We start from the raw sequence: 21,723 nt of genomic DNA, 5'->3' as shown, positions 1-21,723 counted from the left end.
TGAACAACACATCGAATCGAATTAAAGTATACTTCGGAGTATTTATGCTCATTTGTTTAAGTGTATTTCCGTTCGTAAATGATTCACGGAGCTTGTTAATTTTGTTCACTCAAATCTTCATCTTTGCTATTTTTGCAATGAGTTTTGATATATTGCTTGGTTATACAGGAATTGTATCGTTCGGCCACTGTATGTTCTTTGGAATAGGAGCATATGGGGTAGCACTTTTATTCGATCGGCAAGGTGTATCAATAACAAACTTTTTCATCGGTATAATAGCGGCAATTATCGTTTCAGCAATCGTTAGTTATATAATCGGCTTGCTTTCTTTACGGTTGAAAAGTCATTTTTATGCAATGTTAACGCTCGCTATTTCACAGTTGTTTTTCGTACTTGCTGAAAAATGGCGTGGGCTAACTCACGGAGGAGATGGATTTACATTTGGAGTACCAGAAATATTCCGTGATCGTTTTACATTTTATTATGTAACGTTTATATGTTTAATCAATATTTTCATTTTGCTACGTCTTTTCACAAAATCTTCAATTGGGAAAGTATTAAAGGCAATTTCACAAAATGAACAAAGAGTTGAAGCACTTGGTTATAAAGTTCTTCATTATAAAATTATCGCAAGTGTAGTGGCAGGAATAGTTGCAGCGATTAGCGGTGGTCTATTCGTCATCACATTACGCTTTGTAAATACAACTGTATTTTCAATTGAAATGACGTTAAATGCATTATTGATGACAATGATTGGAGGAGTTGGAACGTTAATCGGAGCGATTGCAGGAGCTGGTATCATTGAATCACTAAAATATTATTTATCAGAATTAGCGACGGAGTATCCGATTTTTGAAAGATGGACGATTATTCTAGGGTTATTGTATATAATCGTGTTACTAGTTTTTCCGAAAGGATTAGTTGGAACGGTTAAGCAGTTGAAGAGTGTTAAAAGGAGTAAGAAGGAGAAAAGCGCAGGTGTGGAGCAGAACGTGTGAAAAATCAATTGTATATAAAAAAAATCCCTCTTTTATATACGTTCAAGAGGGGTTTTTATTTTGAAAAAAGTTTGTAAACAAAGTCATTCTATTACTCAAATAGTTCATCAGGGGTATGCTTAATAAAGTTTCGATTCGTAAAAAAATGAACAGCTAATTTCTCTATTGGAACATTTTCAATTGTTACTAACTTATCATTTTTAATCGGTAAAAAAGCTATCCCATTTCCCTCAACGATAAATTCTTCCATAAGCGAATAAGAATCTAACTGTTGAAGTTGGCGCTGAGATAGATTGTTTTCTTTTAAAAATTGTATTGTCTTATTTCTAAAAGGGCACTTCTTGTCATTACTAACGAAGAAAAGTTCTTTTGAATAGTCAATGTTACACTTTTCTTTCGCTTTTAATAAACCTACAGAAATTGAAGTGGTGAATACTTTTTTAAACGCTGCGTCAGGATAATCCTCATAAGTTATGACCATATCAACTTTTTGTTGCTGTAATAGTGTTTGTAAGTGGCTACTACTTTCAATGTATAGTTGGTAACTCCTAAAATTTTCTTTAATGCGCATACTTAAATAATTTGTCAAAATAGATTGTGATGTCGCAATTACATAAGAAGAACCACTCGTTTTAATTTCATTTTTCGCTTCTTCTAACAGAGTTAATATTCTATTCGTGTAGTCTAATAAAATGTCACCAGAAGGTAACAATGAAACACCTTTGTTATCTCTATGTAGTAATGGTGTTTCTAACTCTTTTTCTAATTTTTTTATTCGCTCCGTTACATTCGGTTGCACATAACCTAGCTCTTTAGCAGCTTTACTAATAGAGCCTTCATTCGCTACAGTTTTAAATATGATAAGATCATTTATTTCCATTCATTTCAGCCCCTTATACGGTATCATTATAAATGATACCAAACATAATTTATACCTATTTTACGTTAGTTAGCCATCGGTTTATCATTATGTATATAAGATTGAAAGTGAGTGATAAACATGATTGGAATGCAATATAAGGTTATTTTGCCAAAGGATTATGATATAAGGATTATTAGAGAAAGGGTAAAAAAGAATGGTCATAAAACAGATGGTTTTCAAGAGTTGAATTTTAAGGCCTATTTAATTACTGAGGCAGGTAAGGACGGGAATTTCTATAATTGCTATGCACCTTTATATATTTGGAATGGTCATGAAGGGATGAACAAATTTATCTTTGAAGGGTATTACGATAATATTTTACAATCGTTCGGGTGGCAACAAATAAATATAGGTGTTCCATTCGTTGTTAATGTAAGTAATGACTTTAGAAAAAGTAGATATGTTGTTGAATATGTAGGGAGTATTTCTCAAAATAAATCGCTGATTGAGACGCGATTAAATAAAAATGTGCAAAACATAGAAAAATGTTTAGGCAATGTAATCGTATATAATCCGGATAAGTGGGGATATAGTCAATTTAGTTTTTATAATGAAAAGCCTGAAATAGATGTAATGGACAATGTTACTATTTATGAAATTCTACACATTTCACGATGATATTTTGTTGAATGTTAAATTAAGAAAAATAATTCAAATGGAAAGCTAACAGTAACGATAATATAGTGAGATGTTTTTTTAGTTTATCCCTTGCTTTATTATCACTTGCGTAGTAAAGTGATAATAAGATAAACGCTAGGAAGTGATAAAACATGCGTGATAATACGATAGGATCGTTAATATGGTTACGTTTAATACGATTTACGAATCAAAGTAATCAAATGTCAAACGAATTTTTAAAACGGTTTGATTTAACGACAGCCCAATTTGATGTCCTTTTGCAAATACGGACATACCAGCCGTTGACACAAATGGAGTTAGCTGAAAAGGTTACTGTTACGCAAGGCGGTATTTCTCGAATGTTAACTCGTCTTGAAAAAGAAGGATATATTGTACGAAAGCAAGATTGGAAAACGAAAACCATTAGTCTTACAGAGCAAGGGGAAGCAGCTTTAGAAAAAGCATTGCCAGAGCAACTTGCATTTCAATCATCATTTTTTGATGATGTATTGAACGAGGAAGAACAGAAAATACTATACGAGTTAATGACAAAAGTTCATAAGCATAGTGAAAAAAAAGAATTACCGCAAGAGTAATTTTTTTTACAGAATCAATTGACTAATCAAGTGATAAAAGGAGGAAGCTTTATGTATACAATTCCAGGACACCACCACATTTCTATGGTAACAAAAAATGCGAAAACGAATAATGATTTTTATCGAGATGTTTTAGGACTACGACGAGTGAAAAAGACAGTCAATCAAGATAATCCTTTTATGTATCATTTGTTTTACGGGGATTTGACAGGTAGTGCAGGGACTGAACTATCATTTTTTGAAATGCCGAATGTTGGGAGAACAATTCATGGTACGAATGCGATAACGCAAATAGGATTACTCGTACCTTCAATAGAGAGCCTTACATTTTGGCAGGAGCGTTTTAAATCACTTCAAGTGACACATGGAGAAATTACAACATATGCCAAGCGAGATGCACTGCATTTTGAAAATCCAGACGGTCTCCGCTTAGTACTGTTAAATAATAACGGTGAAGAAGTACCAGAATATTGGACTGCATGGAATGAATCTTCTGTAAAGCAAAATCATCGTATTTTAGGCATGGGTACAGTTGAAATGACTGTAAGGGACTTAAATAAATTATCAAAAACGTTAACAGATTTGTTTGGGTATAAAGAAGTATCTCTCTCTGAGGGTGAAGGGATATATCAATCTGTCCTAGGTCAGTCTTTCGGAGAAATTTTAGTGAAAGAGCAAGAGGGAGAAAATGAAAGACCTGGAAAGGGAAGTATTCATCATGTAGCAATTCGTGTGAAAAATGATGAAGAGCTAAACTATTGGAATGAAGCAGTGAAAGAAAAAGGTTTTGAAACGACGGGGATTATTGATCGTTTTTACTTTAAAAGTTTATATTTCCGTGAACCGAATGGGATTTTATTTGAAATTGCGACTGATGGACCAGGTTTTACTATAGATTCAGCAGTTGAAGAATTAGGAAAAGAACTTGATTTACCACCATTTTTAGAAGAGAGAAGACAAGAGATAGAAGAGAAGTTAACACCACTTGATTAAGGGAGAGAGCAACTATGGAAAAATACCGTATGGATACAAGTAAAGGAATGGAGTTTGGATTATATTCGATTGGGGATCATGTATTAAATCCGCATAATGGAGAGAAAATTAGTGCTGAACAAAGAATTCATGAATTAATTGAAACAGCTAAGTTAGCGGATGAAGCTGGTCTTGATGTATTTGCTGTCGGTGAAAGTCATCAAACGCATTTTACAACGCAAGCTCATACAGTTATTTTAGGAGCTATTGCACAAGCTACGAAAGATATAAAAATTGCAAGTTCAGCTACGATAATAAGTACATCTGATCCGGTACGAGTATATGAGGATTTTGCTACAATTGACTTAATTTCTAATGGACGTGCAGAAATTGTAGCTGGTCGTGGGTCTCGTATTGGGGGATATAGTTTACTCGGTTATGATGTGAATGATTATGAAGAATTATTTGAAGAGAAGATGGATCTTTTATTAAAAATTAATAAAGAGGAACATGTAACATGGAATGGGCAGTTCAGAGCACCGCTTGCACATGCATCGGTTATTCCAAGAGCGAAAAATAATAACTTACCAATTTGGCGTGCAGTTGGTGGCCCACCAGCTAGTGCGATTAAAGCAGGACGTGCGGGTGTGCCAATGATGATAACAACACTAGGTGGCCCAGCTATTAACTTTAAAGGATCAGTAGATGCTTACCGTGGGGCTGCGGCGCAAAGTGGATTTAATCCAGCAAGTTTGCCAGTTGCAACAACGAGTTTATTTTATACAGCAAAAAATTCGCAAGATGCATTTAATGAATACTATCCTCATATTAATGCTGGTATGCTTACACTACGCGGTGGTGGGTATCCGAAAGAGCAATTTACAAATGCAGTAGATTACCGTGATGCATTAATGGTTGGTAGCCCGCAACAAATTATTGAAAAAATGCTTTACCAATATGAATTGTTTGGACAACAACGTTTTATGGCACAAATTGATTTTGGTGGTGTACCACTTAATAAAATTGAGAAAAATATTGAATTAATTGCTACTGAAATTTTACCGGCTGTTAGAAAACATACAGCAAAATAATTTAAAAAATACCGAGAGTCTAATCGATTCTCGGTATTTTTTATGTATGAATTTAGTTTGAAAAAATGACAAAAAAATGAATTTTTAGTCTAGGAAGAGGGAGGGTAGTTTCTATTTTTGAATAACAATATTTGTGTTTGAATTTTTAAAATGCATTTTTCTCTTGACAAAAAACTAACTGATTTATCTGTGGGTTTTTTGGACATTTTTTCGTGAAAAAGTCAAGTGTATGAAGAGAAAAACGGTTATTTTATTGATGTGAAAGCAAGTCTTATATTAAAAAAATACATTTTAGTAATGAGAAAAATCTAATTCAAAAAAATGACAAAAGACATATTTCAGACAAAATGATGTCAATAATACGTCAAAAATCAGCTGAATTTACTATGCAGGTATATTATACAATTCGATTAACGGATAAAACACTACTGAAATAGTGAAAAGGTAAATTTTATGAGAAAATTCTTTTGTAATTATCTTAAAAACTGAAAATTTATACTTTCTAAAAGTACATAAACAAATTTATCTTTCTACATTTCTAAGAATTGAGTTGTTTTATTCACACAACTCAATTGAAATTACGATATAAAAAATTATGAAGGAAGTGATTGTAGTATGGAGACGCTCGAATTGGCACGAATACAATTCGCATCAACAACGATTTTCCATTACTTTTTTGTTCCGCTGTCTATTGGTTTAGCATTTATCATTGCGTTAATGCAAACGTTATATGTGGTAAAGGGACAAGAAATTTATAAGAAGATGACAAAGTTTTGGACACAAATATTCCTTGTAAACTTTGCGGTAGGTGTAGTAACTGGTATTTTACAAGAATTCCAGTTTGGTATGAACTGGTCCACATATTCACGTTTCGTAGGTGATGTGTTTGGTCCATCACTTGCTATTGAAGGTTTATTAGCATTTTTCATTGAGTCAACATTCTTAGGTTTATGGGTATTCGGTGAGGACAAATTACCGAAGCGTATTCACCTTTTATGTATTTGGCTCCTTTCAATTGGAACAATGTTATCAGCATTTTGGATTTTAACTGCAAGTGCGTTTATGCAATCGCCAGTAGGGTATGAAATGGCAGCAGATGGACGTGCACAAATGAATGATTTCTTAGCGATTATTCAAAACCCACAATTATGGGTACAATTCCCACATACAATTACAGCGGCAATTGCAACGGGTGCATTCTTTATTGCAGGTGTGAGTGCATGGAAAATAACGAAAGCTCAAGAAACTGAAGTGTTTAAAAAATCGTTCCGCATTTCTATCATTGTTGGAACACTTACAACTGCGCTAGTATTATTCTTCGGTCATGCGCAAGCACAACAATTAATTAAGACACATCCAATGAAAATGGCAGCAGCTGAAGCATTATGGAATACGAGTGAGGATCCAGCGCCATTTACAGTATTTGCGAAAATTGATGCAGAGAAGCAAGAAAATTCGTTTGAAATTCAAATCCCTTATATGCTAAGTCTATTATCATTTGATAAATTTAGTGGTCAAGTAGAAGGAATGAATCAAATTCAAAAACAATATGAAGAAAAATATGGGCCTGGAGATTATATACCGCCAGTACATACTATGTTCTGGAGTTTTAGAGCGATGGTAATGAGTGGAACATTTATGCTTCTTCTAGGAGCATACGGATGGTTTTTATCAAGAAAAGATCGTTTAGCTGAAAAAACTTGGTATTTAAAATTAATGGTGTATGCAATTGCACTACCGTTTATCGGTAATACAGTAGGATGGATTATGACTGAAATGGGACGTCAGCCTTGGGTAGTTTTCGGTGTTATGAAAACGGAAGATGCTGTATCTCCAAATGTTACGTTCGGAGAAGTATTATTCTCTTTAGTTTCATTCACATCACTATATTTAATTATAGGAGGGATTACTGTTTACTTATTCGTTCGTGTCATAAAAGGACATGAGAATAAGAAAACGAAACAGGATTCTCAAAGCCATGATCCATTTGATAAGGAGGAAGAGTATGTTATCTCTTAATGAGTTGTGGTTTATCATTATTGCAGTTTTATTCGTAGGCTTCTTTGTACTTGAAGGTTTCGATTTCGGTGTAGGTATAGTTTCAAGGTTTTTAGGGGAAAACGATTTAGAGAAAAGAATATATTTAAATACAATTGGTCCATTTTGGCACGCGAATGAAGTATGGCTTGTTTGTGCAGGTGGAGCTATGTTCGCAGCATTCCCGCACTGGTATGCAACTTTATTTAGCGGGTTTTACATTCCATTTGTATTTATGCTTCTTGCTTTAATTATTAGAGGTGTTTCCTTTAAATTCCGTGCGAAAATAGATAATCATAAATGGAAAGGTTTTTGGGATTGGGGTATGTTTTTAGGAAGTTTGCTACCGCCTATTCTTTGGGGAGTTGCCATTGCTAACTTTATGGTAGGTATTCCAATTGATGAGACGAAAAATGCTGTAGGTGGATTCTTACAACTACTTCATCCATTTGCATTACTTGGAGGAGTTATGTTCCTTCTGCTATGTATTGTTCATGGATTGCAATTCCTTACTATACGTACAACTGGTAAGTTAAGAGAACGTGCACGTATTGCTGCGTTGAAAATTGCACCGCTTGCAATTATAGCACTTCTTATTTTTGCCGGTGTAGGGTTATGGAAAACAGATATATTCACTGGTCATGGTACAGAGTGGGTTATGGTTCCGATCGGAGCTTTTGTAGCATTATGTGCGTCAACATTATTAAATAAAAGAAGAAGAGATGGTTGGGCTTTCGTTATGACGAGTTTAACAATCATTTTACTAAGTGCGAGTGTGTTTGCCGGCATGTTCCCACGTGTCTTAATTAGCTCGTTAGGTTCAATATACGATTTAACAATTTATAATGCAGCATCAGGAGATTATGCACTAAAACTGATGACGTATTTTTCAATTGCTATATTGCCATTTGTTATGGGAAGTCAAATATGGAGTTTCTATGTGTTTAGACAACCTGTTAAGTCAGATAAAGATTTGGAGTACTAATGAAAAGAAAAAGAGGACTTCCGTCGTATCCTGGTAGCCGAGTTTTATATGTAGTGTTAACAATCATTAGCATTTTAGAAGCTATAAGTATTATTGCGCAAACAGTGTTTTTAGCGCGGGCTATTACGTTTTTATTTCAAGGAGAAACAGTGCAATCTGTGTTAAATGAAACTGTTTATTTTGGAATCACGTTTGTAGTACGTCACATGCTAGTGCGAATATCGCAAATATTAGTGGAACGTTTCGCTGAAAAAACAGGATCGCTACTGCGAAAACAATTAATAGAGGCGTATTTCACATTAGGTCCACGGTATGTTCAAACTGTCGGAACAGGTCATCTGGTTACCTTATCGATTGAAGGGATTGAAAAATTTAAAACATATATTGAATTAACAATCCCTAAAATGATTAGAAGTAGTATCGTTCCGGGATTAATTGTACTATATGTTTTTACGCTGGATATTAAGTCTGGAATCATTTTAGTTGTAACGATTCCTATTGTAATCATATTTATGATTCTTTTAGGATTAGCAGCGCAGAAAATGGCTGATAGTCAATATGAAACATATCGTGTACTTTCTAATCATTTTGTAGATACGTTAAAAGGATTAGAAACATTAAAGTATTTAGGGAAAAGTAAACAGCACGAAGGAAAGATTGAAAAAGTAAGTAAAAGGTATAGAAAAGCAACGATGCGTACTTTGCGAGTTGCTTTTCTTTCTTCTTTTGCATTAGATTTCTTTACGAGTTTATCAATTGCATTTGTGGCGGTCGGATTAGGGATACGTTTAATAGACGGGACAATTATACTATTACCAGCCCTTACGATTTTAATTTTAGCTCCGGAATATTTTCTGCCGATTAAACAAGTTGGAGCGAATTATCATGCTACGTTAGATGGACAACTTGCAATGGAGCAAATAGAAGAGATTTTACAGCAACAAAAAGAAATAGGAAAAAAAGAATCAAATGTAGGTCTAATATGGAATTCCTCTAGTAACTTGAATTTACAAGATGTAAAAGTAAAGAGTGATGAATCTGAAAAAGCTATATTAGAGGGAATTGATTTTACTTGGAAAGGCACCGGCGCTATAGGTGTAATTGGTGAAAGTGGAGCAGGAAAATCAACGTTAATCGACGTATTAGCGGGATTTTTAACTCCTTCGGGTGGCAAGATGATTGTAAATGGTGTGGAAATTGACGGGGCTACTCGTGAAGAGTGGCAAAAGAATATTGCTTATATTCCGCAGCAACCTTATATTTTCCCGCTTTCATTAAAAGATAACATTTGTTTTTATGAAACAAATACAACTGATGAAGAAGTGGAAAGAGTTATTAATGAAGTTGGTCTTCGTTCACTCGTTACATCCCTTCCGAACGGGATGTACGAAAGAATCGGAGAAGGTGGACGTATGCTTAGTGGCGGGCAAGAACAACGTGTCGCTATGGCGCGTGCACTTTTAAGTAAAAAACCAATCATTTTATTAGATGAACCTACGGCGCATCTTGATATTGAAACTGAATTTGAAATAAAGCAATCGATGTTACGTCTGTTTGAAGGTAAGTTAGTATTTCTTGCAACACATCGTCTGCATTGGATGAAACAAATGGATCATATTTTTATTTTAAATAAAGGGAAAATTAAAGAAAGTGGAACGTATGAAGAACTGTTAAAGAAAGAGACATTACATTTTCATAGGGAAGAGAGGAGAGAGAAATGAGTAACTGGGTTAAACCTTATATACAGCAAAATAAAGGTAGAATGACTTTAACTATTTTCCTTGGGCTTCTTGGAGTTAGTTCAGGTGCGATGTTACTTTTTATTTCAGGTTATTTAATCTCTAAATCTGCTCTTAGACCAGAAAATGTAATGGCTGTATATGTTCCGATTGTTGCAACACGTGCGTTTAGTATAGGGCAAGCTGTTTTCCATTATATAGAGCGTTTAGTGGGACATGATGTCGTACTACGCATATTAGAACGAATGAGAACGAAACTATACAGAATAGTAGAACCACAGGCGTTATTTTTCCGTTCGCGATTTCAAACGGGTGATGTGTTAGGCGTACTATCCGAAGATATAGAGCATTTGCAAAACCTATATTTACGTACAATATTCCCTAGTATATTAGCACTAGTTGTATATAGCATTTTCGTACTTGTTATCGGTACATTTGACTTCGTATTTGCACTGATTGCTGGTTGTATGTTAGCTATTATCGTTTTTCTTCTTCCATTCGTATCATTACTATTGATGAGGCGACATCATGTTACTTTAAAGCAGGGAAGAAGCCGTTTGTATCAACAACTAACAGATGCAGTCTTTGGATTATCGGATTGGCAGGCAAGTGGTCGAAAAGATGAATTTATTAATGAGTATGTAGAGCAAAATGATCGATTGTTAAAAACAGAGAAGAGATTGAAACGCTGGTATCATATTCGAGACAGTCTCATTCATTTAGTAGTAGGTATTGTAGTTATTTCAATGATTATATGGACTGGGAATGAAGCGGCAAGTGAACAGATTGCACCTACAGTTATCGCGGCCTTCGTATTAATGACTTTATCTGTAACGAATGCGCTTATTCCGATTTCAGATGCCGTCGATCGAATCCCATCTTATGTAGAATCTGCTCATCGTCTGAATCGTGTAGAAAGTGATAGTGTTTTACATGATGAAATGGATTTGCATGAAGATAAGGATTACGGTGCACCAAAACATGTAGATATTGAACTGAATCATGTATCGTATAGTTATCCAGACAGTAACGAGACTGTATTAAAAGATATATCGTTACAAATAAAAGCAGGAAAAAAAATTGCCATTTTAGGTAGAAGTGGGACAGGGAAATCTACTTTACTAAAATTGTTAACAGGGGCGTTAAGTCCGGTACATGGACAAGTTTTATTGAATGGTGAACAAGCGCATACGAATCTTTTATCCAAATATATTTCCGTATTAAATCAAAAACCGCATTTGTTCGATACGACAATTGGAAACAATGTGCGAATCGGTAAACCAGAGGCTAATGATGAAGAGATATGGAACGCTTTAGAGAAAGCACAATTAGCTTTGCATATCGCTTCTCTTCCAGATGGATTACAAACAAAAATGCATGAAATGGGGAAGAGATTTTCTGGTGGAGAAAGACAAAGGGTTGCTTTTGCTAGAACGCTTATGCAAGAAGCGCCGATTATTGTACTTGATGAACCTACTATCGGGTTAGATCCAAAGACAGAGTTATCTTTAATAGAAACAATGTTTTCTGCAACGGAAGAAAATACAGTCATTTGGATTACGCATCATCTTGTAGGAATTGAACATGTAGATGAAGTTATATTCCTTGATCATGGTCAAATTGTAATGCAAGGAAGTCATGAGCAATTACTTAAAGAAAATGAGAGATATCGTATGCTTTATGAGCTAGATAAAGGAATATAATTTGATTAAGTACTTATCGTAAAAATAGCTGCACCTTATGGTGTAGCTGTTTTTTGTTAAGAAATATATATTCATTTCAACGTATAGATTTATTTGGCTCAATACTGTTTTAGGATGGTAATCATTATGAATGGAAAGCTGTAAATCAAATGTCTGTATTATTGAATGTGTATATATAGGAGTGAAAAGTAGGATATTTTGTTACGAGCTTGCATAAAAGTATAAAGGTTCCATACGGTTTTAGTCATGTGATTTTGTGTCGCGTATATAAATAATATGCGAAAAGGTGGAGGAATAAGATGAGAGGTCCTTTTGAAAAAAGTAAAGAGGCGATAGATCGAATGCCATTGGTGAGTGTATTAATTCCTACTTATAATCGTCCTCACTACTTTGAAAAAGCATTATGTAGTGTGTTAGAACAAACATATCCTAACATAGAAATTATTATTGGAGATGATAGTACGAATGACGAAACAGAAAAGGTATTACAAAAATATTTGTGTAAGTATTCAAATATTAATTATATAAAAAATAGCTCAACTCTAGGGCAATTTGAAAATGCACTTATGTTATGTAATGAGGCGAACGGCGAGTATATTAACTTTTTAATGGATGATGATATATTTCATGTTAATAAAATTGAAAAAATGATGAAATATTATGTCAATGATTTAAATCATGAAATTAAGCTCGTAACATCCCATCGTCAAGTAATTGATGATGAAGAGAACGAATTAAGACATATTTATTCAACAGTACGTCTATTTGAAAATGACACAATAGTAGATGGGGTGGAATTAGCAAATAGGGTAATTGTAAATCAAAAGAATTATATAGGAGAACCTACAACGGTATTATTTCGTAAAAATGATTTGAAAGAACCGTATGGTATGTTTGATAAAAGGAGGTATCTATGCAACGTAGATATCGCCTCATGGTTATCCTTATTAAGTAAAGGAAAAGCAGTATATATAGCGGAGACACTTAGTTACTTCCGATTACATCCAGGTCAACAGTTAAATGAATCTAATAAACTTATGGATGGATTAGAAGATTTTTCACATAGTATTATAGTTGGAGAAAAATATGGTTTTTTAGCTAATGAAACAGAGTTAGACAAAGCAATAACTAATTTTCTAGACTATGCAAGAAGAATAGTTCCATCATCACTATTATATACATTAGATTTTTATCAACAAATTAAGCTAAAGAAAATTAATATAGAAAAGAAAAAACAATATATGAATTATAACTCTCATTTACCGAAAGTTAGCATACTTATTCCTGCCTACAATAAACCTCATTATTTGGAATTAGCTCTCAAAAGTGCTTTGAATCAAACATATGAAAATATTGAAATAATAATTTCTGACGACAGTACGAACGTTGAAGTTCACGCGATGATCCAACCATATTTACGTGAATATGAATGCATTACATATGTTAAAAGTGAAACCCCATTAGAAGCTGAGAACTTTAATAAATGTATAGAACTTGCAACTGGAGAGTATATAAACTTTTTATTAGATGATGACTTGTTTCATCCTGAAAAGATTAAAAGAATGATGAATTGTTTTTTTAGAATAGAAAACATTTCGTTTGTGACATCATATCGGGAACTAATTGATGAGAATGGAGAGGTTTTACCACCATCAACATTGAATATGAAAATTGCCAAAGAAACTACACTTTTTGAAGGGAAAGAATTAGGGAATTATATGTTAAAAAACTTGAAAAATGTAGTTGGTGAACCTACAACAGTTCTGTTTAATCGGAAGTTTTTTGGAGGGGAGTTTGGTTGTTTTAAGGGGAAAGCTTATTCTGCTATTCATGACATTGCAACATGGCTCGATATGATGAAGAAAGGTAGAGTCGTTTATATACAGGAACCTCTTAGTTATTTTAGACAGTATAGTGGACGAAAGCAAAAGCAGTTTATATTCATGACAATTGAGGAATGGATTGAATTAATAATAGATGCATATAATAGTGGATTTTTAAATGATGAGCAAGATTATAAAGAGTGCTTGACTTATTGTTTGGAAAATGCGGTGTTCATAATGAAAGATGCAGTAAGAGGTGGGCAATTAAATGAAATTGATAATGGAAAGATAGAGAAGGCACTAAATAAGGTAGTTACTCGTATATTTGAGAAAGAAGTATGTTATTGTCAATATTGCAATCAACAATTTGCAAAATTTTCCCCTTGGCCAGCACATTACGATTTTCCAAAATATAAATTCGAGATGTGGAATAAAGATACGGGGATTTGTCCGGTATGTGATTCGATGGATCGTGAACGGTTATATCGTGTTTATATTGAAATGGAAACTGATTTATTAAGTGGAAATGATACTGTACTTCATATTGCACCGGAAGCAAAGGTAAGAGGATGGTTTAGTCAGTATAAAAACATTACATATGTATGTGGAGATATTGAACCGAAGGATCCGTTAATGAAAGAAATAGATGTTACAAGAATTGTATATGAAAATAACACATTTGATGTGATTTTATGTAACCATGTATTAGAACGCGTTTTCGATGATGAAAAAGCGATGCGAGAGTTATATAGAATATTAAAGCCAAATGGATGGGGAATTATTCAAGTGCCAATCGTAATGAATGTAGATTCTATTATAGAGAATGAATTAATTGTAACACCGAAATTAAGAAAATTAGCTTTTGGTCATGAAGATCATGTAAGAATTTATAATCAATCAGGATTTATTCAACGATTAATGAATGCAGGATTTAAGGTGGAACTGTATAACGTAGCTGAAAAACAAGGAATGAAAAGCGCTAAGAAATTTGGGTTATCTGAAACAGATATGCTCTATATTGTCCGAAAATGATAGGCAAGAGATGTGTATTGAGGGGGAGTGATATCCCCCATCTACAGGGGGAAAGGACCTTTAAAACAACGTTTTGAAGAAGCGTTCATTCTTTAAAAAAAGAATGAATGCTTCTTATTTTAATTATAGAGCAGCGTGTATCGTATTTTTAGGTTTTAAATTTAGTTGACCAAGGCAATACTGAGCCATAGTGAATGTAAAGTTGGAGGGCGAGTGTATATGTTTGATGAGGATGGGATTGTTTTAATTATGGAACCAGCTGATGAAAGAAACTTGAGGAGATTTATTTTTACAGTGCCAAAGTCAGTTTATGAAAAGAAGGGGCTGTCATTACACTATGGAACAGCTATAGGACAAGGATATATGGATATAATTGAAGATATTATTAGCGTACATATAGAAATTGATGTTGTAACAATAATAGGGCATGTAAGTGGGTAAATTGCTATTTGAAAAAAGGTTATAAGCAATTAAGCTAGAAGTTATGAAGGGAAGCTTACAGACAATTATAAAGACGAAGGGAGTCTAAAATGAAAATAAAATCAATTTTATTAGTATTGATAGTTTCAATTGGTTTAATAGGTTGTTCGATAGTAGAGGAAGGAAAGAACTCATTAGATTATGCTCAAAAGGCAACAGACTATGTGAATGAAATAAGCGCATTTGCACATGAAGCTCCGGCGTTAGCGGAAAAGGCTGTTAATGATAAAGAAGCCCGAAAAGAATTGGAAGCGAAGCTAAATGAAATTAAACAAGATATACCAGCTTTTAATGAATTAACACCACCAGATGTTGCGAAGGATCTTCACCAACAAATCGTCGGATATAATGAAAAGTTAAATACATTAATTGATACGTCTATGAAGAAGGTAGAGGAAGGGAAAATTGATGTAGAGCAATTTAAAAACTCTGAGCTTATGCAGACGATGGATCAAGTGCGAGATTTGAAAGATAAGATACAAAATTTAGGTCAATAATGAAAAGCTCCGTTTTTCATAAACGGAGCTTTTCATTGTTTTCTAACGGTAAGTTCATTATATTTTCTTCCTATAATATAAGTGTGCTTAGACCGTCCATTTTTCTAAAATATGTATCGTTTTATTGGTCGCATCCAGCTTAATTGGAATACCTATGGGCATAGTGATCATTGGATGCGTATGACAACAATCAAAGTCAGCTAGAAAAGGGATTCTTTGATTTTGTAGTACTTCTAATAGTATTTCGTAAGGTTTTCGATTCGTACCGCAATCATCAAATTGCTCATGTTTTCCAAGAATGATACCAGAAACTTTATCAAATACTCCGTTAAGTTTAAGTAAGGAAAAGCTTCTTTCAATAGTAGCTGCATCTTTTGAGCTATCTTCAATAAATAGAATATCACCTTCTTGAATAGATGGCATATAAGGACTGCCCCAAATTCCTTGTATTGTATTTAAGTTCCCGCCAATCATACGCCCAGTAGCTTGTCCATTCGTTATAGAAATCCAATTATTTGGTCTAAGTTCTTTTTCTTTCACTTTTTCTTCCCAATTAATAAATTCATCTGACCAAAATAACGGTTGCTTTATATTGTAAGGAAGAGGTTGATCGTTTAGTAATGTTTCTGAAAAATATTTGTATGTGTCATCTACAAAAGGCTCAAATTCTCCAAAAGAAGGAACGAGTGCAGGACCGTAAAATGTAGGAGTTCCTGTTTTTGCATAAATTCCTAGTAATAAAGCTGTTACGTCTGAATAGCCAATCATTATTTTAGGGTTATTATGAAAAGCATCATAATCGATATAAGGTAATAATGAATTGGAATTCATCCCACCAATTGTTGACATGATACAAGAAATATTTGGATTTCTTATCAAATCATTTAGTTCATCAGCACGCTCTTGTATGCTGCCAGAACGATAATAATCATATTGATTTGTAAGTGAACCTTCCAATATATGAAACCCTTTCTGTTTTAAGTAAGATTTTGCTCGTTCAAACCTTTTTGGGGAAGTGTAGGTTGCTGGTGAAGAGGGCGAATAAATCCCAATAGTATCACCGTATTTTAATGGTTTTGGAAGTATCATTTGTATGAATCCTTTCTATTAAATAGTTTGTTTATGGATTTATCATTGAATATTCTTATATTTCAGTATTCATAGTGTAACATAAATAGATTGAAATAATAATTGTTGTATATGAATAAATATACTTTTTACCTTGACGATATGCAGGAATTGTTGTTATGGTTGACTGTGAGTGTATAAAAGGTTTGCTAAAGGAGTTTTGAAATGAATCGGTTGAAATGGGGAAGAGTAACAATCCTATTAGTCATTATTTTAGGGATATGTTGGTTCTTATTCCAAGGAACTCAAAAGAGTACAACAAATGTAGAGGGACCACCTTTACAAGTGGCAGAGCTACCTAAAACTGGGTTAACTGAAAAAGTAGTTCCGTCAAAGTACATCCCACCAAAAGTTGATGCAAAAGCAGCTATGATTATCGATGCGAGTAATGGAGATGTTATTTATCAACATAACGAAAATGAAGCTTTTGCGCCAGCTAGTATGTCTAAGATGATGACAGCGTACCTTTTATTAGAGAGTGTACATAATGGGAAAGTTCGCTGGGAAGATCCGGTGAAAATGAGTGAGAAAGCAGCGCAAACAGAGGGTGCGAGAATCCCAGTCCAAGTGAATGACACATTGACTGTGAAAGACTTGTACCATGCATTAATGATTGAATCAGCAAATAATTCGGCGGTGGCGTTAGCAGAACATATGGCAAAGACGGAGAAAGATTTCGTTCAACTTATGAATGCAAAAGCGAAACAGTTAGAAATGTCGGAACATGCTAAATTCGCAAATGCATCAGGGCTACAAGAGCCTGATGGAAGTGAGACTAAGATGACAGCTGCCGATGTAGCAAAACTGGCGTATCATCTTATAAAAGATTATCCGGAGATATTAGAAGTGACTCACTTACGTCAAAGTCAGTTAGCATTTAATAATATTAATGTTATCAGTACAAATGACATGCTAAACAAAAATAATAAAAGTTTATATATAGAAGGAATAGACGGATTAAAAACAGGATTTACAGATAGTGCAGGGTACTGTTTTACAGGTACTGCAAAACAAGGAGATACTCGAATTATTACAGTAGTCATGGGGACTTCAAGTAAAACAAAACGTTTTACAGAGACGAATAAGTTAATGTCATATACATTTGGATTAGTTAATTAAGTAAAATGCTAAGTTAGAACATTACATGAGGAAGGCAGTTTATTGTTACTTATTTTTAGTAACGATAAACTGCTTTTTTATTTAAAACACGGGAAGTAAAAAGGTAAAAAATGTGAGAGTTATTATTTGAGTTTATCAATGTTTGTTGATAGTATAAAGTTATAAACTTATTAATAATAAGTTTGAAGGGGCGTTGTATGATGTATACATATGAAATAGCCTCAATTGAAAATTGGAGGGAATTATGATGGCAAAAGATTTTTACTCAGCAATTGAAGACAGAAGATCTATTTATGCAATTAGTAAAGAGCAAGTAGTTTCTGATGAGAAAATTCAAGAAGTGATTTATCATGCTGTAAAACATACACCTTCAGCTTTTAATTCTCAAAGTGCTCGTGTTGTTGTTTTATTAGGAGAACAACATGATAAATTATGGGATCTTACGAAAGAAACGTTACGGAAAATTGTACCTGAAAATAACTTTGCACCTACAGAAGAAAAAATGAATGCATTTAAAAGTGGTTATGGAACGGTTTTATACTTTGAAGACAGTGAAGTAGTGGAAGGGCTTCAAGAAAAATTTGCACTATATAAAGAGAACTTTCCAACTTGGTCACAGCAATCCTCAGGGATGTTACAATTTGCAATTTGGACAGCTTTAGAAATTGAAGGATTTGGTGCTACATTGCAACATTATAATCCATTAATTGATGAAAAAGTAAGAAAAGAATGGGATGTTCCAGAAAACTGGAAACTCACTGCGCAAATGCCATTTGGTAAACCAGTAGTACTTGCTGGCGAAAAAGAGTTCCAACCATTAGAAAATCGTGTGAAAATTTATAAATAAGGTAGAAATTATAAAAGGTGAACAGGGATACGACCTGTTCACCTTTTATTATCCCGCATTAACGGCCCGCAAACGCCCGATTGGTGAAGGATAATAATTAGTGGGATTTTTTTGTTGGCTATTTTTCATCTGATTTTCCAATTCTTTTTTACGTGTTTCAATAGTTGATATTTTTTGTAATGTTATAAATGAAACGAACTGAATAGAGGCGTAGTATAGTTCTATATTTTTGTTTATGTGATCGTCTATTATGTTTTTCACAAATGCACCTCCTTGTTCATTACTAGTAAGACTACAATCTGGAATGATAGAAGTCGGCAGTCCTTAAATTCCCATTGTACATCTCTTTGTTGATAAGAGTTTCATATTATATGATTATACAAATGATAACAGGGATATTTCAAAAATTCCATAGTTAGTAAAAAATAGTCAATGGAGTGTGTAATTTCTTTAACATAGAATGAGGTTTTGAGAACCAAATCTTACAATTCGTCAAATTATTTAAAAAACATAAATCGTATAGGAAATTAGTTTTCTAAAAATATTATACTATTGATTAATTAAGTAATTTTTGCCATGATAAGAGTACGCTTCATGTAATTCATTTTATCAAGGAAACATATAATTTGTTTTGTATTCGTTAATAAAATTTTTTTATTGGATAGAAAATAAGTATTCTATATTAAGATAATGAATGAAATGTCGAATTTTCATGCAATACATAAGGGATTTGAAGAAAATCGTTGCAAAATTACTATATTTAATGATAAAGTTCACATGAAGTTCACACGAAATTCACTTCGTTCATTTAAAATGAACTACGTGTGAAAAATAAAACTCTTGCTAAAAAATGGAACTGGATGAATATTTTACTTTGATAATATTGTAAAGTATTAAAGTTTTAAGTTTTTTTAAGAGGATAGTAGGGAAAGGAAGTAAAGACAACTTATGAAAAAAGTAATTGCAGGTTTAGCAGCAGCTTCAGTAGCAGGTGTTGCAGTTCCAGGTATGGATTCTGCTCATGCACAAGTTTCGAACGAAGCGCTAAAAGAAATTAATGGACAAACTCAAACACAAACTCAAACGACTGTAACTGAAACAAAAAAAGTAGAAACAACTTCTGAATTAAAATACACAGTAACTGCTGATGTATTAAATGTTCGTTCAGGTGCTGGTACAGGACATAACGTTATTTCTAAAGTAAAACAAGGTCAAGTACTACAAGTAATTGGACAAGAAAACGGTTGGTTCAAAGTAAGTGTAAACGGCCAAACAGGTTATGTAAGTGGTGACTTCGTAACAACTGGTGGTAACAAAGGAACAACTGTTCAACAAGGAACAGGTACTTATACAGTAAACGTTTCTTCACTTAACGTACGTACAGGCCCAAGTACTTCTCATACAGTATTAGGTTCTGTAAATAAAGGGAAAACAGTACAAGTTGTAGGTGAAGTACAAGATTGGTTTAAAATCAACTTCAACGGTGGAACTGGATACGTAAGCAAAGACTTCGTAACAAAAGGTGGTTCTGCTGTATCTAACGAAACACAAAAACCAACTACAAACAACAACAATACTACTACAGTTCAAACTGGTGGTTCTTATGTTGTTAACACTGGTGCTTTAAAAGTACGTACAGGCCCAGCTACATACAATGCTGTAATTGGTGGGGTAACAAACGGTAAAGTATTAAACGTTACTGGCGCAGAAAATGGTTGGTACAAAATTAACCATAATGGCCGCACAGGTTACGTAAGTGCAGACTATGTTAAGTTTGTAAAAGGCGGAGTGACTGATGGTAACCAAGGTTCTAACCAAGGTTCTAACCAAGTACAAAAACCAACAGCACCTACAGGTGGAGATACGTCTTCAATCGCTGGATTCGCTAGATCTTTAAATGGTTCACCATACAGAACTGCTGGTACAACACCTGCTGGTTTTGACTGCAGTGGATTCATTCACTACGTATTAAATCAAACTGGTCATAAAGGCGCTCGTCAAACAGTTGCTGGATACTGGAGCTCTAAAACAAAAACTAGTAATCCACAACCAGGTGATTTAGTATACTTCCAAAATACTTATAAACCAGGTCCTTCTCACATGGGTGTTTACTTAGGAAACGGTCAGTTCATTAGTGCAGAAACTGATGCAACTGGTGTACGTATTAGTTCTGTAAGCAACTCTTACTGGAGCAAGCACATTTTAGGTTACACAAAAGCATACTAAGAAAAAGTATTTTATACTTTTCGTATAGAGAAAAGGCTTTCCAAGGAAACTTGGGAAGCCTTTTTATAGTTGAATAAATTGGAAGTTTAGTAGTTTTTATTTTAAATTTCCATTTAAAAATCGATCATATAAGTCATGAAAATAGTTAGGACGAAATAAGTTCGCAGCATGTCCTGCTAAAGGTATTTCCTTATATAGAACGTTTGGCAAAATAGATTTTAAATCGAATAGGCAAGATTTATAGAGATGATCTTGTTCACCCATTACCCATAAAATAGGGTGGGGAAGTGATTTTAATTTAGATTTTAAATCGAATTCTAACCGGTGTCGTAATGATTGGGCAATTATGGATGAATGTAATTGTAATCCGAAACGGTAGTAAATATTTCTTGAAATGACTGCGAACGGATTCGCTTTTAGTATACCACTTGGAAAAATAGTATTTGCGTATTGAGAGAGCCATTTAGAGTATTCGTCTCCTCGCTTTTCCCAAAATTTTTGAAATACGTTATATAAAAGGGATGGATTATTATAATGTCCACCAATATGACAAATGCTTAATACCTTTTCCGGGTGCATTTGTGCAAAAATTGTAGAGATATAACAGCCATAGCTTAAAGCGCAAATATGAGCCTCTGTAATACCTTCTTTTTCATATAATTTCAATAATTGATCTACGAGGCGCTGTAATGAAAATTCAATAGCTTCTCCTTTATCGTCTCCGTGACCTAATAAGTCATAAGTTATAATGTTGTAGGAGGCAGAAAATCGTTTATGCTCTTTTTTGAAGGCACGACGATTGCCAACTAAGCCGTGAATAAAAATGATTGTTTCCTTTTCAGAATGTATATTTGTTTGCAAAAAGGATACTCCTTTCAATAACTGGAGATTTATATAGTATTTTAAATTA

Annotated in this window: 19 protein-coding genes; 15 read left to right on the top strand and 4 right to left on the bottom strand. The window is 33.8% G+C overall.

Features of this window, described 5'->3' with window-relative positions:
- The first annotated feature begins 44 nt into the window (after positions 1–44).
- Positions 45–998, top strand: coding sequence for a branched-chain amino acid ABC transporter permease (locus JDS92_RS04480; protein WP_002093784.1), 954 nt, complete (start codon positions 45–47; stop codon positions 996–998).
- A 91-nt stretch (positions 999–1,089) separates the two neighbouring features.
- Here JDS92_RS04480 and JDS92_RS04475 read toward each other — a convergent pair whose 3' ends face one another.
- Positions 1,090–1,878 (bottom strand): LysR family transcriptional regulator, encoded by a 789-nt coding sequence (locus tag JDS92_RS04475; RefSeq protein ID WP_087970033.1) that lies wholly within the window; start codon positions 1,876–1,878, stop codon positions 1,090–1,092.
- 120 nt (positions 1,879–1,998) lie between these two features.
- Between JDS92_RS04475 and JDS92_RS04470 the strand changes: the two genes are divergently transcribed.
- The 11 genes from JDS92_RS04470 (at position 1,999) to JDS92_RS04420 (ending at position 15,493) form a co-directional block, all read left to right on the top strand.
- Positions 1,999–2,538: a DUF4865 family protein gene (locus JDS92_RS04470; protein ID WP_087970034.1), complete on the top strand. Its 540-nt coding sequence runs from the start codon at positions 1,999–2,001 to the stop codon at positions 2,536–2,538.
- Positions 2,539–2,690: 152 nt separating this feature from the next.
- Positions 2,691–3,134 carry a MarR family winged helix-turn-helix transcriptional regulator gene (locus JDS92_RS04465; protein ID WP_001205517.1) on the top strand — a complete coding sequence of 148 codons (444 nt, stop codon included), beginning with the start codon at positions 2,691–2,693 and terminating at the stop codon, positions 3,132–3,134.
- A 51-nt stretch (positions 3,135–3,185) separates the two neighbouring features.
- Positions 3,186–4,127 (top strand): ring-cleaving dioxygenase, encoded by a 942-nt coding sequence (locus tag JDS92_RS04460; RefSeq protein WP_199631558.1) that lies wholly within the window; start codon positions 3,186–3,188, stop codon positions 4,125–4,127.
- Positions 4,128–4,141: 14 nt separating this feature from the next.
- The gene (locus tag JDS92_RS04455; RefSeq protein ID WP_199631557.1) at positions 4,142–5,197 is read left to right on the top strand and encodes an LLM class flavin-dependent oxidoreductase; all 1,056 of its coding nucleotides are present in this window, start codon (positions 4,142–4,144) and stop codon (positions 5,195–5,197) included.
- Positions 5,198–5,812: 615 nt separating this feature from the next.
- Positions 5,813–7,216 carry a cytochrome ubiquinol oxidase subunit I gene (gene cydA, locus JDS92_RS04450; RefSeq protein WP_073518040.1) on the top strand — a complete coding sequence of 468 codons (1,404 nt, stop codon included), beginning with the start codon at positions 5,813–5,815 and terminating at the stop codon, positions 7,214–7,216.
- Positions 7,203–8,219, top strand: coding sequence for a cytochrome d ubiquinol oxidase subunit II (cydB, locus tag JDS92_RS04445; protein WP_063261808.1), 1,017 nt, complete (start codon positions 7,203–7,205; stop codon positions 8,217–8,219). The genes cydA and cydB overlap by 14 nt, the downstream gene beginning before the upstream one ends.
- Entirely contained in the window at positions 8,219–9,940 is a 1,722-nt protein-coding gene (gene cydD / locus JDS92_RS04440) for a thiol reductant ABC exporter subunit CydD (RefSeq protein WP_199631556.1), read from the top strand. The genes cydB and cydD overlap by 1 nt, the downstream gene beginning before the upstream one ends.
- Positions 9,937–11,661: a thiol reductant ABC exporter subunit CydC gene (gene cydC / locus JDS92_RS04435; RefSeq protein WP_199631555.1), complete on the top strand. Its 1,725-nt coding sequence runs from the start codon at positions 9,937–9,939 to the stop codon at positions 11,659–11,661. Before cydD ends, cydC begins: the two co-directional genes overlap by 4 nt.
- Before the next feature lie 299 nt (positions 11,662–11,960).
- On the top strand, positions 11,961–14,516 hold the full coding sequence (locus JDS92_RS04430; protein ID WP_199631554.1) for a glycosyltransferase: 2,556 nt from the start codon (positions 11,961–11,963) through the stop codon (positions 14,514–14,516).
- A gap of 219 nt (positions 14,517–14,735) precedes the next feature.
- The gene (locus tag JDS92_RS04425; RefSeq protein ID WP_000459109.1) at positions 14,736–14,957 is read left to right on the top strand and encodes a hypothetical protein; all 222 of its coding nucleotides are present in this window, start codon (positions 14,736–14,738) and stop codon (positions 14,955–14,957) included.
- A gap of 89 nt (positions 14,958–15,046) precedes the next feature.
- Entirely contained in the window at positions 15,047–15,493 is a 447-nt protein-coding gene (locus tag JDS92_RS04420) for a DUF6376 family protein (protein ID WP_199631553.1), read from the top strand.
- Positions 15,494–15,580: 87 nt separating this feature from the next.
- On the opposite strand, the gene JDS92_RS04415 is transcribed toward JDS92_RS04420, so the two are convergent.
- Entirely contained in the window at positions 15,581–16,582 is a 1,002-nt protein-coding gene (locus JDS92_RS04415; RefSeq protein ID WP_199631552.1) for a S66 family peptidase, read from the bottom strand.
- A gap of 204 nt (positions 16,583–16,786) precedes the next feature.
- Between JDS92_RS04415 and JDS92_RS04410 the strand changes: the two genes are divergently transcribed.
- Positions 16,787–17,740 carry a D-alanyl-D-alanine carboxypeptidase family protein gene (locus JDS92_RS04410; RefSeq protein ID WP_001080885.1) on the top strand — a complete coding sequence of 318 codons (954 nt, stop codon included), beginning with the start codon at positions 16,787–16,789 and terminating at the stop codon, positions 17,738–17,740.
- A 244-nt stretch (positions 17,741–17,984) separates the two neighbouring features.
- Positions 17,985–18,587, top strand: a complete 603-nt coding sequence (locus tag JDS92_RS04405; RefSeq protein WP_002093783.1) for a nitroreductase family protein — start codon at positions 17,985–17,987, stop codon at positions 18,585–18,587.
- Between the two features lie 48 nt (positions 18,588–18,635).
- Here the strand turns inward: JDS92_RS04405 and JDS92_RS04400 are convergent, their stop codons facing one another.
- The gene (locus tag JDS92_RS04400; RefSeq protein WP_141556003.1) at positions 18,636–18,848 is read right to left on the bottom strand and encodes a DNA mismatch repair protein MutT; all 213 of its coding nucleotides are present in this window, start codon (positions 18,846–18,848) and stop codon (positions 18,636–18,638) included.
- A gap of 687 nt (positions 18,849–19,535) precedes the next feature.
- Between JDS92_RS04400 and entFM the strand changes: the two genes are divergently transcribed.
- The gene (entFM, locus tag JDS92_RS04395) at positions 19,536–20,813 is read left to right on the top strand and encodes an enterotoxin EntFM (protein WP_199631551.1); all 1,278 of its coding nucleotides are present in this window, start codon (positions 19,536–19,538) and stop codon (positions 20,811–20,813) included.
- Between the two features lie 96 nt (positions 20,814–20,909).
- Here entFM and JDS92_RS04390 read toward each other — a convergent pair whose 3' ends face one another.
- A complete protein-coding gene (locus JDS92_RS04390) occupies positions 20,910–21,674 on the bottom strand; it encodes an alpha/beta fold hydrolase (RefSeq protein WP_199631550.1) in 765 nt (254 codons plus the stop codon).
- Positions 21,675–21,723: the final 49 nt, after the last annotated feature.

This window comes from Bacillus cereus group sp. N12, from assembly GCF_016483575.1.
In the GTDB taxonomy this organism is placed as follows: domain Bacteria; phylum Bacillota; class Bacilli; order Bacillales; family Bacillaceae_G; genus Bacillus_A; species Bacillus_A toyonensis.
Note: the sequence above shows the minus strand (reverse complement) of the source record. Positions and strands in the feature narration are given on the sequence as shown.